The 16,310-nt window shown below is 66.5% G+C and carries 12 protein-coding genes and 1 tRNA gene; 10 read left to right on the top strand and 3 right to left on the bottom strand.

The genetic code is table 11. The features are described from left to right. Window positions 1-27: 27 nt before the first annotated feature. Complete coding sequence (locus H9Q09_RS10675; protein ID WP_187391007.1) at window positions 28-915, bottom strand: ATP-binding protein; 888 nt, start codon at window positions 913-915, stop codon at window positions 28-30. Between the two features lie 164 nt (window positions 916-1,079). Between H9Q09_RS10675 and yajC the strand changes: the two genes are divergently transcribed. The 5 genes from yajC (at window position 1,080) to H9Q09_RS10700 (ending at window position 7,396) form a co-directional block, all read left to right on the top strand. Beyond that, complete coding sequence (gene yajC, locus H9Q09_RS10680; protein ID WP_024351442.1) at window positions 1,080-1,418, top strand: preprotein translocase subunit YajC; 339 nt, start codon at window positions 1,080-1,082, stop codon at window positions 1,416-1,418. A 139-nt stretch (window positions 1,419-1,557) separates the two neighbouring features. Continuing rightward, entirely contained in the window at window positions 1,558-4,125 is a 2,568-nt protein-coding gene (gene secDF, locus H9Q09_RS10685; protein ID WP_187391008.1) for a protein translocase subunit SecDF, read from the top strand. Between the two features lies 1 nt (window position 4,126). Then, the gene (locus H9Q09_RS10690) at window positions 4,127-4,516 is read left to right on the top strand and encodes an Mth938-like domain-containing protein (RefSeq protein WP_024351440.1); all 390 of its coding nucleotides are present in this window, start codon (window positions 4,127-4,129) and stop codon (window positions 4,514-4,516) included. 134 nt (window positions 4,517-4,650) lie between these two features. Next, the gene (locus H9Q09_RS10695) at window positions 4,651-5,481 is read left to right on the top strand and encodes a phytoene/squalene synthase family protein (protein ID WP_187391074.1); all 831 of its coding nucleotides are present in this window, start codon (window positions 4,651-4,653) and stop codon (window positions 5,479-5,481) included. A 121-nt stretch (window positions 5,482-5,602) separates the two neighbouring features. Beyond that, the gene (locus H9Q09_RS10700) at window positions 5,603-7,396 is read left to right on the top strand and encodes a DUF4153 domain-containing protein (protein WP_187391009.1); all 1,794 of its coding nucleotides are present in this window, start codon (window positions 5,603-5,605) and stop codon (window positions 7,394-7,396) included. A gap of 36 nt (window positions 7,397-7,432) precedes the next feature. Here H9Q09_RS10700 and trmFO read toward each other — a convergent pair whose 3' ends face one another. Together trmFO and H9Q09_RS10710 are read right to left on the bottom strand one after the other, a co-directional pair. Next, on the bottom strand, window positions 7,433-8,854 hold the full coding sequence (trmFO, locus tag H9Q09_RS10705; protein ID WP_187391010.1) for a methylenetetrahydrofolate--tRNA-(uracil(54)-C(5))-methyltransferase (FADH(2)-oxidizing) TrmFO: 1,422 nt from the start codon (window positions 8,852-8,854) through the stop codon (window positions 7,433-7,435). 473 nt (window positions 8,855-9,327) lie between these two features. Then, window positions 9,328-9,471 carry a DUF1127 domain-containing protein gene (locus H9Q09_RS10710; RefSeq protein ID WP_081651954.1) on the bottom strand — a complete coding sequence of 48 codons (144 nt, stop codon included), beginning with the start codon at window positions 9,469-9,471 and terminating at the stop codon, window positions 9,328-9,330. 402 nt (window positions 9,472-9,873) lie between these two features. Between H9Q09_RS10710 and H9Q09_RS10715 the strand changes: the two genes are divergently transcribed. From H9Q09_RS10715 to clpX, 5 genes are all read left to right on the top strand, one after another. Further along, a tRNA-Leu gene (locus tag H9Q09_RS10715) sits at window positions 9,874-9,958 on the top strand. 76 nt (window positions 9,959-10,034) lie between these two features. Continuing rightward, complete coding sequence (gene tig / locus H9Q09_RS10720) at window positions 10,035-11,399, top strand: trigger factor (RefSeq protein ID WP_187391011.1); 1,365 nt, start codon at window positions 10,035-10,037, stop codon at window positions 11,397-11,399. A gap of 237 nt (window positions 11,400-11,636) precedes the next feature. After that, complete coding sequence (locus H9Q09_RS10725) at window positions 11,637-13,982, top strand: mechanosensitive ion channel domain-containing protein (RefSeq protein ID WP_187391012.1); 2,346 nt, start codon at window positions 11,637-11,639, stop codon at window positions 13,980-13,982. A gap of 192 nt (window positions 13,983-14,174) precedes the next feature. After that, window positions 14,175-14,807 (top strand): ATP-dependent Clp protease proteolytic subunit, encoded by a 633-nt coding sequence (locus tag H9Q09_RS10730; protein WP_009209287.1) that lies wholly within the window; start codon window positions 14,175-14,177, stop codon window positions 14,805-14,807. 231 nt (window positions 14,808-15,038) lie between these two features. Beyond that, on the top strand, window positions 15,039-16,307 hold the full coding sequence (gene clpX / locus H9Q09_RS10735; RefSeq protein WP_009209288.1) for an ATP-dependent Clp protease ATP-binding subunit ClpX: 1,269 nt from the start codon (window positions 15,039-15,041) through the stop codon (window positions 16,305-16,307). Window positions 16,308-16,310: the final 3 nt, after the last annotated feature.

The following is a 16,310-nucleotide window of genomic DNA, read 5'->3' on the forward strand; positions in this document are numbered from 1 at the left end:
GGGCCATTTGCGTTTGGCTTCAGGGAATCAGCTGTCCGCGACCGGGGTCAGCGTCCGGCCGAGGCGCCCGGCCAGATCCTGGACGAACTGGAAGGCCACGCGGCCGGAGCGGCTGCCCCGGGTCGTCGACCATTCCAGCGCCTCGTGGCGGACGCGATCGGGATCGACGTCGAGGTCGTAGGCGACGAGATAACCGTCGATCATCGCCAGATAGTCGTCCTGGCTGCAGCGGTGGAAGCCGAGCCACAGGCCGAACCTGTCGGACAGCGACACCTTTTCCTCCACCGCCTCGCCGGGATTGATCGCCGTCGACCGCTCGTTCTCGATCATGTCGCGCGGCAGGAGATGGCGCCGGTTCGAGGTCGCGTAGAACAGGACGTTCTCCGGCCGTCCCTCGACGCCGCCTTCCAGCGCCGCCTTCAGCGACTTGTAGGCCGAATCGCCCATGTCGAAGGACAGGTCGTCGCAGAACAGCAGGAACGGATAGGGCGCGGCCCGCACGATCCCCATCAGGCGCGGCAGATGGTCGATGTCCTCGCGGTGGATCTCGATCAGCTTGACCGGTGCTGCGCCCGCGTCGAGCCCGGCATTGACCGCGCCATGCGCCGCCTTCACCAGCGACGACTTGCCCATGCCGCGGGCGCCCCACAGAAGCGCATTGTTGGCCGGCAGGCCCCGGGCGAAGCGGTCGGTGTTCTCCAGAAGGATATCGCGCGAACGCTCGATGCCCTTCAGCAGGGCGATCGGCACGCGGTTGACCGAGGGGACCGGCACGAGCCCAGCCGGCGGGTCGAAGACGAAACAGTCCGCCGCCGTAAAGTCAGGCGCCGGGGCAGGGGGCGGCGCCAACCGTTCCAGCGCCCCCGCGATCCGGTCCATCGTGTGCTTCAGGCTGGCGAGTTCTGCGGCATCCATGGCGGCTCTTTCGTCTCGAAGCTTCGCCGGATCGTTGGCCCGGCGGACGCTTGTTGCATTCGGGGCGACCGATCGTATATTCCGCGCACATCGTAAAGGCCCTGCTGTCGGCGCTGCGTCGCGCAAGGCATGACCCTGTGCCGATTTTCTGAGAGGTTTTTTCCATGTTCGTGACCGAGGCTTTCGCCCAGACGGGTTCCGCAGCGGGGGGGAGCGATCTGTTGATCAGCGTTCTGCCGTTCGTGGCCGTGTTCGCGATCATGTATTTCCTCATTATCCGTCCGCAGCGCACCGCGATGAAGAAGCGCGAGGAGATGCTGAAGAACATCCGCCGCGGCGACACCGTGGTCACGGGTGGCGGCATCGTCGGCAAGGTCACCAAGGTGCACGAGAGCGGCGAGCTGGAAGTGCAGATCTCCGAGCAGACCCGCGTGCGCGTCATGCAGGGCACCATCGCCGACGTCCGGGTGAAGGGCGAGCCGACCGCCGCCAACACCAAATAGCCGTGTTGGCGCGGCATACAGCGCCACTGGACTGAGATCGCGTCGCTGCCGGCCCTGCCACAAGGGTCGGTGGCGGCGGTTTTAACGCTTGCCAACGGCGCGCAATACCGGCGCGGCCGTCGACCCTGTCGGGACACCCATGCTCTATTTCTCGCGCTGGAAGACGTTTCTGATCTGGCTGACGGTCGCCATCGGCGTCCTCTATGCGTCGCCCAACGTCCTGCCGCAGCAGGCGCTGGACAAGCTGCCGTCCTGGTTCCCGCAGCAGTCCGTCACGCTCGGCCTCGACCTGCAGGGCGGCTCCTACATTCTTCTCGAGGTGGATTCGCAGTCGCTGGTCGCCGACCGGGTGCAGACCCTGCGCGACGACGCGCGGCAGGCGCTGCGCACCGAGCGCATCGGCTATGCCGGCCTGTCCGACAACGATCGCACCGTGACCATTCGCCTGCGCGACCCCGAACAGGTGGCGGCCGCCCGCGAGGCGCTGTCGCCGATGACCGACCCGATCTCCAGCGGCAGCGTGCTGGGTGGCGGCGCGGTAACGGAAGTGGCGATCGCCGAGCCGCAGACCGGCGTCCTGACCCTGTCGCTCACCGACGAGGGCGTTGCCTATCGCACGTCGGCGGCGGTGACCCAGTCGATCGAGGTGGTGCGTCGCCGCGTCGACGAGCTCGGTACCACCGAGCCGGTGATCCAGCGCCAGGGCGACGACCGCATCATGGTGCAGGTGCCGGGGCTCGGTGATCCGCAGCGGCTTAAGGCGCTGCTCAACCAGACCGCCAAGCTGACCTTCCGCCTCGTCGACGTCACCGCTTCGGCCGAGGACGTTGCCCGCGGCAGCCGTCCGCCGGCGGGCTCCGAGCTTCTCTACACCAACGACCCGACTCCGGCGCCGGTTCTCGTGCAACGCCAGATCATGGTGTCGGGTGAGAACCTGACCGACGCCCAGGCCGGTTTCGACAGCCAAAGCAACGAGCCGGTCGTCAACATCCGCTTCGACACCCAGGGCGCCCAGCGCTTCGGCTCTGTCACCCAGCAGAATGTCGGGCGTCCCTTCGCCATCGTCCTCGACGAGAAGGTGCTGTCGGCGCCGAACATCCGCGAGGCGATTCTCGGCGGCCAGGCGCAGATCAGCGGCAGCTTCACCGTCCAGAGCGCCAACGATCTCGCCGTGCTGCTGCGCGCCGGCGCGCTGCCGGCGACCCTGAACATCATCGAGGAGCGCACGGTCGGACCCGGCCTCGGCGCCGATTCGATCGCCGCCGGCGAGACCGCCGGCGTGATCGGCGCTCTCTTGGTCGTCGTCTTCATGCTCGCCGCCTACGGTTTCCTCGGCATCATCGCCAACATCGCGCTGATCGTGAACCTGGTGCTGCTCTTCTCGGTGCTGACCGTCATCGGCGCGACCCTGACCCTTCCGGGCATCGCCGGCATCGTGCTGACGCTCGGCATGGCGGTGGATTCCAACGTCCTGATCTACGAGCGCATCCGCGACGAGCGCCGACAGGGGCGCTCGGTGGTGCAGGCCATCGACATCGGCTTCCAGAAGGCGCTGGCGACAATTCTCGACGCCAACATCACCACGCTGATCGCGGCGGTCGTCCTGTTCTTCCTGGGGTCGGGCCCGGTACGCGGCTTCGCCGTGACGCTGGCCATTGGCATCATCACGACCGTCTTCACCGCCTTCACGCTCACCCGCTGGCTCGTCGCCGCCTGGGTTCGCCGCAGCCGGCCGAAGGAACTGCCGCGCGGCTTCATCCGGCTGGTGCCGGAAGTCACGCGCATTCCGTTCATGAAGGTGCGCCTGCAAGCCTTTGCCCTGTCGATGCTTCTGTGCGTTGCATCGGTGGGCGGGCTGTTCGCGGTGGGGCTCAATCTCGGCATCGACTTCACCGGTGGTACGCTCATCGAGGTGCAGGCCAAGAATGGCGAAGCCGATATCGGCGACATCCGCGAGCGTCTCGGCGCGATCGGCGTGCCGGACGCGCAGGTGCAGGAGTTCGGGACCCCGACCGAGGCGCTGATCCGCATTGGCTCGCAGGGCGGCGACGCCTCGCAGGTGGCGATTGTGGAATCGGCGCAGGAGGCCCTGGCGGCCGACTACGACTTCCGCCGCACCGAAGTGGTCGGCCCGACCGTGTCGGGCGAACTGGCCTTCGCGGCGATCGTCGGCGTTCTGGCGGCGCTCTTCGCGATCCTGATCTATGTCTGGATCCGCTTCGAGTGGCAGTTCGCGCTGGGCGCGATTATCGCGACGGTCAACGACGTCTTCCTGACGCTCGGCTTCCTGGTCGTGACGCAGCTGGAATTCAGCCTCGCCAGTGTCGCGGCGATTCTGACGATCGTCGGCTACTCGCTGAACGATACGGTGGTCATCTACGACAAGGTCCGCGAGAATCTGCGGCGCTTCAAGAAAATGCCGATCGGCCAGCTTCTCGACCTCTCCGACAACGAGATGCTGGCGCGTACCACCATGACCTCGGCCACGACGCTTCTGGCGCTGGCGGCCCTGTTCGTCTTCGGTGGCGAGGTGATCCGCTCGTTTGTCGCCTCGATGCTGTTCGGTGTGGCGATCGGCACCTTCTCGTCGATCTTCGTCGCCGCACCGGCGCTGATCTTCTTCAAGCTGCGGGCTTCGGACTTCGCGGCCAAGAAGGAAGAGGAAGAGGCGGCGCGCGAGGGCGGCTCGACGGCGCGCGAGGCCTGACATGGCGAAGGGTATCGAGATCCGCGAGGCCCACTTCCCGGGCCGGGCCCCGATCGAGGCCTATGGCAATGGCGGCTTCCGATTCGCCTCCATGTCGCATCGCGGCTCGATCCTGTGCCTGCCGTCCGGCATCTACGGCTGGGACGGCACCGCCGAGGCGCCGTTCACCGGCGAACGTCTCGGCAAGGTGTTCGAGGAAGCCGAAGAGATCGGCTTCCTGCTGTTCGGTACCGGCAAGGACATTCGCCGGCTGCCGCCGGCGCTGGCCGACCGCATGCGCCAGGTCGGCATTTCCTGCGATCCGATGTCGACGGGCGCGGCGGTCCGCACCTTCAACATCATGCTCTCGGAAGGCCGGCCCGTGGCGGCGGCGCTCGTCGCGGTCGACTGAGCCAGTTCTCGTGACCTTCGCGGCGGTCTGACGCCGGCCGGACGACTGGCCCGATGCGCCGCGCCACACCATCTTTCATCCGCGGGCCCGAAGCCCGGACCAAGCCGAGGCGCTGAGACACGGCCATGACGGATCTGAGCGAGAATTATGCCGAGTGCCTGCGACTGGTGGAGACGGCCGATCGCGACCGGGCCATCTCGCTAGCCTTCGTTCCGGCGGACAAGCGCAACGACGTCGCCGCCCTCTACGCCTTCAACATCGAGACCGCGCGGGTGCGCGATTCGGTGAGCGAACCGATGCCGGGGGAGATCCGCCTGCAATGGTGGCGCGACGCGCTGGCGGCCCCTGACCAGGGCGCGGCGGGGCATCCGGTCGGCGCCGCCGTCGCCGACACGATTGCCCGCCACGACCTGCCGCGTGCCGCGTTCGACCGCTTCCTCGAAGCGCGCATCTTCGACCTCTATGACGATCCGATGCCGTCGAGCGAAGAACTGGAGGCCTATGCCGGCGAGACCGCCTCGACGCTGATCATGCTGACGGCAATGGTGCTGGCGCGCGATGCGGCGGAGACGCAGGCCGACGCTGCCGGGCATGCCGGTGTCGCCCAGACGGTTGCTGGCGTCCTGCGGCTGTTGCCGCAGCACCGGGCCCGGCGACAGGTCTTCGTGCCGGCCGACATTCTCGCCGCTGCCGGATGTTCGAGCGAAGAGCTGATACGCGGCGAGCGGGAACCGGCAGGCCGCGCCATCGCGGCGATGACCGCCTTCGGGCGCCAGCATGTGCGCGCCTGGACGACCAAACTCGGCGACATTCCCAAGCCGCTGCGACCGGCCTTCCTGCCGGCGGCGCTGGCGGGGCGGTACCTCGACCTCATCGAACGGGACGGGGCGGCGACGCTCGACCAGCCCGTCGAGATCGGCCCGCTGCGCAAGGCCTATATCAACTGGCGGACGATGCGGCGCTGACGGCGGGGATCGACCGCCGGAGCGATCCGCGCTTACATCGCCGCCGAGGCCCGTGCATCCGGGTCAGCACCCCGAATTTCCAACCGATCCGAAAGCCGACCCCACCATGGCATTGCGCACGATGAGGTCCGCGCCCCGGCATGTCGGGCAGTTCTGGCGCTCGCTGGCGGCGGGAGCCGGCGTCGCGGCCTTCCGCTTCCCGCTGGCCAGCCTGCTGATCGTCGCGATCGCGATCCTGTCCAACCTCGCCCTGCGGGACGTCTATCCAGTGGCCGAGGACGATCTGGCCTGGCTGCTGGCCGCCTTCTACGGCGCGGCGGCCATGTCGGTCGGCATGGTGCTGGCGATGGAGGCGCGGGACGCGTCCGTGGCGGTGCGGCAGGGCGCGTCTGTCCTTGTTGGGCTCGTCGTCGGCGCGGCGATCTGGGTCGGGCCAGCGCTGGCGGTATTTCCGCCGCCGCTGATCGTTGCCGCGACCTTTGCCGTTCCGCTCGCGGGATATCTGGGCCTGCGCGATGCGGAAAGGTTCTGGGTCTTCACCTTCTGGACCGTGGTCGGCGTCAGCCTCGCCTTCCTGTCGGTGCTGCTCTTCGTCCTCGGCCTGTCGGCGATCCTGGAGATGATCCGCTACCTGTTCGAGGTCGGGCTGCCGGGCGACGCCTATGAGCATATCTTCGCCACGGCCTTTGCGCTGGTCGGGCCGCTCTTCGCGCTGGGCCGGATTCCGCATCATTTCGACGAGCGCATGCCGGCGGGGCAGGACGAGCGGCTGATCTCGGGCCTGCGCATCCTGTTCGACTGGGTTGCCGTGCCGCTGGTGCTGGCAACGGCGCTGGTCCTGCATCTCTATGCCGCCAAGATTCTCGTCACTGGCGACGTGCCGAAGGGCGAGATCGGTTGGATCGTCACCTTCTTCGCCCTGTTCGTCCTCATGCTGCGCATCGCGGTCGATCAGTTCCGTGCCGGCGCCGCGGCGGCCACGCGGCTTTTCACACGCTATTTCGCCCTGGCGCTTCTGGTGCCGCTGTCGTTACTCGCCTATGCGATCTGGCTGCGGATCGGCGCCCAGGGGTTCACGCTGGAGCGCTACTACCTCGCCCTCGGGGCGCTGGCGGCGGGATTGGTCCTCGCCCTGCAGCTTTCGGGACGCACGCGCGGCGACATTCGCTGGATGGCAGCAGTGCCGGTGCTGCTGCTGGCGCTGTCGGCCTTCGGGCCCTGGGGCGCCTATGACTCGGTCGGCCGCAGTCAGACGGCTCGTATCGTCGAGCGCTTCGTGGTGGACGACGGCGCCGGCGGGCGCCGGCTGGCCGCGACCGAACGTTCGGATCGCGAGGCCGCCGAACTGCGCTCGCGTCTCTATGTTCTTGACGACGTGAGCCAGCTCGACCGCCTGGCGCCGCTGCTGCCGTCGGATCTGATGGCGGGCGAGGAATCGGACCGGCGCGAGCGCATTTTCGCGGCGCTCGATCTGTCGGGTCCCGTCGGCGTGCGCGAATTGCGCAGCTTCACCGCCAATGCGCCGATGGTGATCGACATCGCCGGGTTCGATCGCGTCGTCCCGGAGCGCGACCTGCGTCAGGAGCCGGCAGACGGCGAGACGAGCAGCACCGTCGCCCCGTCATCCGAAAGAGCGGTGGTGGCGCTTGAGGGTGGGGAGTTGGTGCTACGGATCGGCGGGGCCGCAGACCGCTTCGATCTAGGGACGGTGATCGACGCCCTGCCGGAGGCGGTCTACGCGACGGCGCCGGACCGATTGCCGATGCAGGTCGTCGATCTCACCGGCGCGAACGGGCGCAATGTCCGCCTGGCGCTGCGCCAGATCGTGCGGGATGGCGACGACGGGGCCATCCTGTCGGCGCTGCTGACGGTCTACTACCGGTCCGGTGAATGGCGGGCGCGGCCGGGCGGCTGAGCCCGGGCGTATGGGTCCTCCGTTAGGCCGTGGATACTATTCGGCGGCTTCCGCAATCGGTGTCTGGCCGAGCCAGCCGGCGAAATCGGCGAGGGCGCGGGCCGACAGGGCCTTCTTCTTGGCGATCGCCTTGTCCTTGCCCCGGAAGCGCGTGACGCCCTCCGGCTTCTGGATGGCACCCGGCTCCAGCGGCGGGAACAGGCCGAAATTGATGTTCATCGGCTGGAAGGACCGCTTGCCGCTCTCTTCCTGATGGGCGAGGTGGCCCCCGGTGATATGCGCGGCGAGCGCGCCCATGGCGGTCGTCTGCGGCGGCGGGGTCGCGGCTTCGCCGAGGCGTTCGGCGGCGGCGAAGCGGCCGGTCATCAGTCCGACGGCGGCGGATTCCACATAACCCTCGCAGCCGGTGATCTGGCCGGCGAAGCGGATATGCGGGCGCACTTTCAGCCGCAATGTCGGGTCGAGCAGGGTCGGCGAGTTCAGATAGGTGTTGCGGTGCAGGCCGCCGAGCCGTGCGAACTCGGCGTTTTCGAGCCCGGGAATCATCCGCAGCACGGCTGCCTGGGCGCCGTATTTCAGCTTCGTCTGGAAGCCGACGATGTTGTAGAGCGTGCCCAGCGCATTGTCCTGGCGCAGCTGCACGACGGCATAGGCCTTGATGTCCGGCTGGTGGGCGTTGGTCAGGCCCATCGGCTTCATCGGGCCGTGACGCAGGGTCTCCGGACCGCGCTCGGCCATGATCTCGATCGGCAGGCAGCCGTCGAAATAGGGCGTGCCTTCCCATTCCTTGAACTCGGCGCGGTCACCCTCGACGAGGGCGGCGACGAAGCGCTCGTAGGTGTCCTTGTCGAGCGGGCAGTTGATGTAGTCCTTGCCGGTGCCGCCGGGACCGACCTTGTCGTAGCGCGACTGGAACCAGGCCTTGTCCATGTCGATGGAATCGAAATGCACGATGGGCGCGATGGCGTCGAAGAAGGCGAGGGCGTCGGTGCCGGTGGCGGCGCTGATCGACTCGGCCAGCGACGGCGCGGTGAGCGGGCCGGTGGCGACGATGCTGGGGCCCCATTCCTCGGGCGGGAGGCCCTCCACCTCGCCGCGCTCGACGATGATCAGCGGGTGTGCCGCGATCGCTTCGGAGACGGCGCCGGAAAAGCCTTCGCGATCGACGGCGAGCGCGCTGCCGGCGGGCACCTGGTGGGCGTCGGCGCAGCGCATGATCAGCGAATTGGCGAGCCGCATCTCGGCATGGAGGACGCCGACCGCATTGGTCTGGCTGTCGTCCGACCGGAAGGAGTTGGAGCAGACGAGCTCGGCCAGCCGGTCGGTCTTGTGGGCCTCGGTGCCGCGGACGGGCCGCATCTCGTGCAGCACCACGGGCAGACCGCGTTCGGCGATCTGCCAGGCAGCTTCGGATCCGGCGAGCCCGCCGCCGACGACGTGAATGGGTTGTTTCGACATGGGGGCAATTTAGCAGTCGCGCGTGGCGATCAAAAGGCCGCGTGGCGATCCGCGCGCATGATCGGGCAAGTTTGCGGCCTCCAAACGACAACACCCGCCGGGGGGAGGACCCGACGGGTGTCGCATTGGGACCTGCGCTGGGAGGAGGATGCGCAGGTCATATCCGCTTCAGGCCCGGGAGGAGGTGGGCCCTACGCGAAACTCTAGAAGGTCTCTGATCGCCCGTCGGGGGGAGGACCCGACGGGCGACTGAGAGGTACCTGCGCTGGGAGGAGGATGCGCAGGCACTTTATCCGCCTTGGGCTTGGGAGGAGGAGTAGCCCTCGGCGAAGCTCTGTAATCTCTGGGCGCCCGCCGGGGGGAGGACCCGGCGGGCGTCTGGGTGGAAACTGCCTGGGAGGAGGAGTGGCAGTTTCCGATCCACTTGGGTCCTGGGAGGAGGAGTGGACCCTTGCGAAAGTCTTGGCTGATAATCAGCCGATGGCGCGGCGGGCGACCGAGTTGATGTCGCCGCGCGAGATGCCGAGATCGGCGAGTTCGCGCTGGGAGAGACGGTTCAGTTCGTTGACCGTCTCGCGGTAGCGGCGCCAGTTGTTGTAGGAGCGAACGAGGTTCATTGGTCTATCCTGCGGTCTTAAATCGATTGAAGCGGCTGATTGTTTCGTCTGCGTCGCTTCGTTGACTGGAAGGTAGGCGGTGCATGTCGGACCCGCTAGAGCCTTCGATGCATGGCAGCCTTGCGATTTGTGCATCGCAACAATTGACATCGGTGCACGGGTCGTGGGCGCGATCGCCGGGGCATCTCACTCTACCCTCGTGCAAGCAGGAGCCTGGTCGAGCTGCTCGCCGTTCTCGGAAGGGACGTGCGCGGGTTCGACGCCGGATCACGCCAAAAGCGCCGGTCCCGTGTGAAAAAGCCATGGAATCATGCGGATTGGCCCCCATATGGGCCTTTCGTGGCCGCGAGGCCGGTGATATAGAAGCGCGCGTCTCGCGTCGCCCACCGTACGGCGCACTATGCGGGTGTGGCGGAATTGGCAGACGCACTTGGTTTAGGTCCAAGCGCCGAGAGGCATGGGGGTTCAAGTCCCTCCACCCGCACCAGCGGCCGCTTTCACGGAATTCATTGCGGGTCGGCCTGAATGATCGGTCGTCTCGAGCACACAAGAAGGTATCCAGAATGCAGGTAACGGAAACCAAGGCCGAGGGCCTGAAGCGCGAGATCGAGATCGTCGTGCCGGCCTCGGATCTTGAAGCGCGGCTCCAGACCCGGCTCTATGAAGCCAAGGACCGGGTGCAGCTGAAGGGTTTCCGGCCGGGCAAGGTGCCGGTTGGCCATCTGCGCAAGATGTACGGCAAGTCGCTGATGGCGGAGATCGTCAACCAGATCCTGACCGAGACCCCGCGCAACGTCATTGCCGAGCGCAACGAGCGCTCCGCCATGCAGCCGGAAATCGGCATGTCCGAGGACGAGGCCGAGGCCGAGAAGGTCCTCAACGGCGGCGCCGACTTCAAGTTCACCCTGACCTACGAGACGCTGCCGGCGTTCGAGATCAAGGGCACCGAGGGCATCAAGATCGAGCGCCCCGTCGTCGAGGTGGCTGACGCGGAGATCGACGAGCAGGTCGAGCGCATCGCCGAGAACGCCCGGACCTACGCCGCCAAGGATGGCGCCGCGGACAAGGGCGATCGCGTCACCATGGACTTCGTCGGCAAGATCGACGGCGAGCCCTTCGATGGCGGCACCGCCACCGACAGCAACCTGGTGATCGGCTCGGGCCAGTTCATCCCGGGCTTCGAGGACCAGCTGATCGGCGTGAAGGCCGGCGACGAGAAGACCGTCGAGCTGACCTTCCCCGAGGATTACGGCGCCGCGCATCTGGCCGGCAAGCCCGCGACCTTCGACGTCACCGTCAAGGAAGTCGCCGCTCCCGAAGAGACCACGATCGACGACGAATTCGCCGCCAAGCTCGGTGTCGAATCGCTGGATCGCCTGAAGACGGTCGTGCGCGAGCAGATCGAGAGCCAGTACGGCCAGGCGACGCGCCAGAAGGTGAAGCGCCAGCTGCTCGACGCCCTCGACGCGGCGTATGATTTCGATCTGCCGGAGAAGCTGGTCGAGGCCGAGTTCACAAACATCTGGAACCAGGTGCAGGGCGAGCTGACCAACAGCGGCAAGACCTTCGAGGACGAGGACACCACCGAGGAGAAGGCACGCGCCGAGTATCGCCGCCTCGCCGAGCGTCGGGTCCGCCTGGGTCTGGTCCTCTCCGAGATCGGCGAGAAGGCCGGCGTGCAGATCACCGACGAAGAGCTGCAGCGCGCCATGTTCGAGCAGCTGCGCCGCTATCCGGGCCAGGAAAAGGAAGTCTACGAGTACTTCCAGAAGAACCCGGACGCCGTCGCCAGCCTGCGCGCGCCGCTCTACGAGGAGAAGGTCGTCGACCATCTGCTCGCCGAGGTGGACGTCACCGACAAGACCGTCAGCAAGGAAGAGCTGATGGCCGAGGACGAGGACGACAAGGAAACCGCCCTCGCGTCGTAAGGCGTCGCGTCGCGCAAGCGACCATCGTCGAGAATTTCGGGAGGGCCGGCGCGAGTCGGCCCTTTCGCATATCTGGCCGGCAGTGCGGGGCTCGCGCCCGCCCAAGTCTGGTCATCACTATCGCCGATAGAGGCGTGCGCCGCGCGGACCCGCCGCGTCGGCAGATAGTGGCAGCGCCGATCCGTCGGCCCTGCGCCCCACCACCCGGACCGACCACAGAACAGGCTTCCCCGCGGCATGCAGCGATTTCCGACGACCGCTATCCTCGCCTTCCTCATCGGGCTCTTCGTCCTCACCGGCGCAAGTCACGCCCAGATGCCGGGATTGTCGATCGGCGGGTCGAGCGAGACCGAGGCCAGCGCGTCGGCCGATCCTTCGCTGGACGATCTGATCGGCATTCTCGAGAACGACGACACCCGCGCCAAGCTGATCGAATCGCTGAAAGCCGCCGCCTACAAGGCGCCGGACGCCGCTGAAGCGGCCGAGGCCGGTACGGACGCGGCGCCGCGCACGCTGCCGGGCGAGATCGCGCAATGGACCCGCTCCATGGCGGGAGGCCTGCTGGACACCTGGGATCAGGTCGCGGCCAGTCTCGTCTCGGCGTCGCAGATGCTGTCGGGCGCCAGCCGCATCGACCTGCCGATGCTGATCTCGGCGATCCTGCCGGTGGGGCTGGTGGCCCTCGTCGCCTTCGGCGTGCTGTTCGCCAGCCGGGTCATCAAATATCCGATCTTCCGGCGGCTGGCCGATGCCGCCGAGCGCACCGGCCCGATCAACAAGCTCCTGCTGCTGGTCATCTCGTCGATCGTCGACGCTTTGTCGGTGGTGGTCGGCTGGGCCGCCGGCTATCTCGCTGCGGTGATCTTCTTCGGCGGCGAACCGGGCATCAACCAGGCCCTGTTCCTCAACGCCTTCCTGCTGATCGAGATGGTCAAGGTGGGCCTTGCCAGCTTCGTGTCGCCGTCCTACCCGCAATTGCGCCTGACGCCGTTCTCGAACCGGCAGGCGAGCTACTGGTATTTCTGGATCTCGCGGCTGATCTCGATCCTCGGCTACACCTTCATGTTCGTCGCGCCCATCGTGCAGCAATCGTCGAGCATCGCGGCGGCCGAGGCGGTGCGCTTCATCGTCGTGGTCCTCTGCCTGCTCCTGACCATCGGCCTGATCCTGAAGAATCGCGGCGTCGTGCGCGAGCGGCTGAAGCGCGCCAAGCACCAGGGCGACCGTTCGGTCAGCGCCTGGGTCTATGCCTTTGTCGGCCAGATCTGGTGGGTGCTGGCGATCGGCTTCGCGCTCGCGCTGTTCATCGTATGGGTCCGCAGCCCCGAATCCGGCCTTGCCTTCATGACCACGGCGACGCTGAAGTCGATCGCGGCCATGGCCGTCGGCGGGCTGATCGTGTCGATCCTGTCGCGGGTCATCGCCCGGGGCATCCCGATCCCGCAGAACCTCAAGGACCGGCTGCCGCTTCTGGAGCGCCGGGTGAACTCCTTCATCCCCAATGCGCTGACCGTCCTGCGCGGCGTCGTCATCGTCGTCGTCCTGGCGGTGATCCTGGAAGCCTGGAACCTGTTGTCGTTCAGCGACTGGCTGGCCAGCCCGCTGGGCCAGCGCTTCGCCGGCGGCCTCATCGGCGCGGGCATCATCCTGGCCGTCGGCGTGGCGATCTATATCGGCGTGTCGTCCTGGGTGGAGTACCGCCTCAACCCGAATTACGGCACGGTGCCGACGGCGCGCGAGCGCACGCTTTTGTCGCTATTTCGCAATGCCTTCACGATCACCATGATCGTGCTGGTGGCGATGCTGGTTCTGTCGCAGATCGGCATCGACATCGCGCCGCTCCTCGCCGGTGCCGGTGTCGTCGGCCTGGCCATCGGTTTCGGCGCCCAGAAATTCGTCCAGGACATCATCACCGGCGCCTTCATCCAGATCCAGAACGCCATGAACGAGGGCGACATCGTCGAGCTGAACGGCATCTCCGGCACGGTCGAGGAATTGACCGTGCGGTCCGTCGGCCTGCGCACGCTGGAAGGCACCTGGTACCTGATCCCGTTCTCCTCGGTCGATCAGGTGGCGAACTTCTCCAAGGACTTCGCCTATTACGTCGCCGATATCGGCGTCGCCTATCGCGAGAATGTCGACGACGTGAAGCAGATGATGTTCGACGCCTTCGACGAGTTGAAGACTACCGCCGTCGGGGAGAATCTCCTGAGCGAGCTCGACATGTGGGGCGTCAACGAACTCGGCGATTCGGCCGTGGTCGTGCGGGGCCGGGTGATGACCAAGCCGTCGACCCAGTGGGGCGTCGGCCGGGCCTATCGCGAGATCATCAAGCGGATGTCCGACGAGCGCGGCATCGAGATCCCGTTCCCGCACATGACGCTGTGGTTCGGCGAGGACCGGAACGGCAAGGCGCCGCCGGTGCGGGTGCGCCAGAACCTGGAGGCCGACACGGCGCATCCGGCGATCGAGGCGAGTGGCCAGCCGGCCGAGGGCGGCGACTACGGCACCCACGACGCGGACCGCAAGCCGATTCCGCCGGGCGGCGGCGACATCGACAGTGCCGGCGAGGGCAGGGGCTGATTGCGCAACGGCTCGCGCACGACCATATGGGGCGCAGGGGCCAATCCCTTGGGCCTCATGGCATTCGGCGCGGGGGAACGCCTTGCATAGGCGCTTGGCCAAGTCCTATCTACTGAACCAGACGAATCCCTTCGCTATTCCCGCGGCACCCGGTGGTGCCGCTCATCAGACCAAGCAGCGAGACGACGACCGATGACACATCCCGTGGAAACCGCGATGAACCTCGTTCCCATGGTGGTCGAGCAGACCAACCGGGGCGAGCGCGCCTACGACATCTTCTCGCGGCTTCTGAAGGAGCGGGTGATCTTCATCACCGGCCCGATCGAAGACTCGATGGCCACGCTGGTCTGCGCCCAGCTGCTGTTCCTCGAGGCCGAGAATCCGAAGAAGGAAATCGCCCTCTACATCAACTCGCCCGGCGGCGTGGTGACCAGCGGCATGGCGATCTACGACACCATGCAGTTCATCAAGCCGGCGGTCTCGACCCTGTGCATCGGCCAGGCGGCCTCGATGGGTTCGCTGCTCCTGTGCGCCGGTCACAAGGACATGCGCTTCGCCACGCCGAACGCACGCATCATGGTGCACCAGCCGTCCGGCGGCTTCTCGGGTCAGGCCTCGGATATCGAGCGTCATGCCCAGGACATCATCAAGCTGAAGCGCCGTCTGAACGAGGTCTATGTCGAGCACACCGGTCAGGACTACGAGACGGTTGAACGCACGCTCGATCGTGACCACTTCATGACCGCCCAGGAGGCGCGCGAGTTCGGTCTGATCGACAAGGTCTATTCGTCGCGCGACGCCCTCGAGGCCGAAGGCACCAAGTAGGGCTGCGTCGTCACGCCACGGCCACACTTGCATCGCGATCATGGCGGCGCGTGCGTTAAGCGCCGCTCAAGCAATCGACGCTACGCTGGACGATGTGCAAGAGTGGCCGATGGTATCGGGTCGTGGCTTTCGGGTGAGAGTCGCTTTGCCGAACGGGGCCGGGGGCACTAGGTTCGGTAGACCAAACGAGAAACGGATCCCTGGAGGGGACCGGATCGGAAGGAAAGACGCATGAGCAAAACGAGCGGCGGCGACTCCAAGAACACGCTCTACTGCTCTTTCTGCGGGAAGAGCCAGCACGAAGTCCGTAAGCTGATCGCCGGGCCGACGGTCTTTATCTGCGACGAGTGCGTCGAGCTGTGCATGGATATCATCAGGGAGGAAAACAAATCCTCCATGGTGAAGTCGCGGGAGGGTGTCCCCACCCCGCAGGAAATCATCGCGGTTCTCGACGACTACGTGATCGGGCAGTCCTTCGCCAAGAAGGTGCTCTCCGTCGCCGTGCACAACCATTACAAGCGGCTCGCCCACGCAGCCAAGAGCAACGACGTCGAACTGGCGAAGTCCAACATCCTGCTGATCGGCCCGACCGGTTGCGGCAAGACGCTGCTCGCGCAGACGCTGGCCCGCATCCTCGACGTGCCGTTCACCATGGCGGACGCGACCACGCTGACCGAAGCCGGCTATGTGGGCGAGGATGTCGAGAACATCATCCTCAAGCTGCTGCAGTCGGCCGACTACAATGTCGAGCGCGCCCAGCGCGGCATCGTCTATATCGATGAGATCGACAAGATCAGCCGCAAGTCGGACAATCCCTCGATCACCCGCGATGTGTCGGGCGAGGGCGTCCAGCAGGCGCTGTTGAAGATCATGGAAGGCACCGTGGCTTCAGTTCCGCCGCAGGGCGGTCGCAAGCACCCGCAGCAGGAATTCCTGCAGGTGGATACGGCGAACATCCTGTTCATCTGCGGCGGCGCCTTTGCCGGTCTCGACAAGATCATCTCGGATCGCGGTCGCAAGACCTCGATCGGCTTCGCGGCGAATGTCGCGGGTCCCGACGACCGGCGCACGGGCGACGTGTTCCGTCAGGTCGAGCCCGAGGATCTCTTGAAGTTCGGCCTCATCCCCGAGTTCGTCGGCCGTCTGCCGGTCCTGGCGACGCTTGAGGATCTCGACGAGGCGGCACTGGTCCAGATCCTGGAAGAGCCGAAGAACGCACTGGTCAAGCAGTACCAGCGTCTGTTCGAGATGGAGAATGTCGAGCTGTCGTTCCACGAGGACGCGCTGCGCGCCATCGCCCGCAAGGCGATCGAGCGGAAGACCGGCGCCCGCGGGCTGCGCTCGATCATGGAAGCCATGCTCCTCGACACGATGTTCGACCTGCCGACGCTGGAAGGCGTGCAGGAAGTCGTGATCTCCGAGGACGTGATCGACGGCAATGCCCGTCCGCTCTACATCTATTCCGAGCGGAACGGCGAGAAGGAAAACGTCAGCGCCTGATGT

Origin of the sequence: Aurantimonas sp. DM33-3, from assembly GCF_014334315.1 — a bacterium.
GTDB lineage: Bacteria > Pseudomonadota > Alphaproteobacteria > Rhizobiales > Rhizobiaceae > Aurantimonas > Aurantimonas coralicida.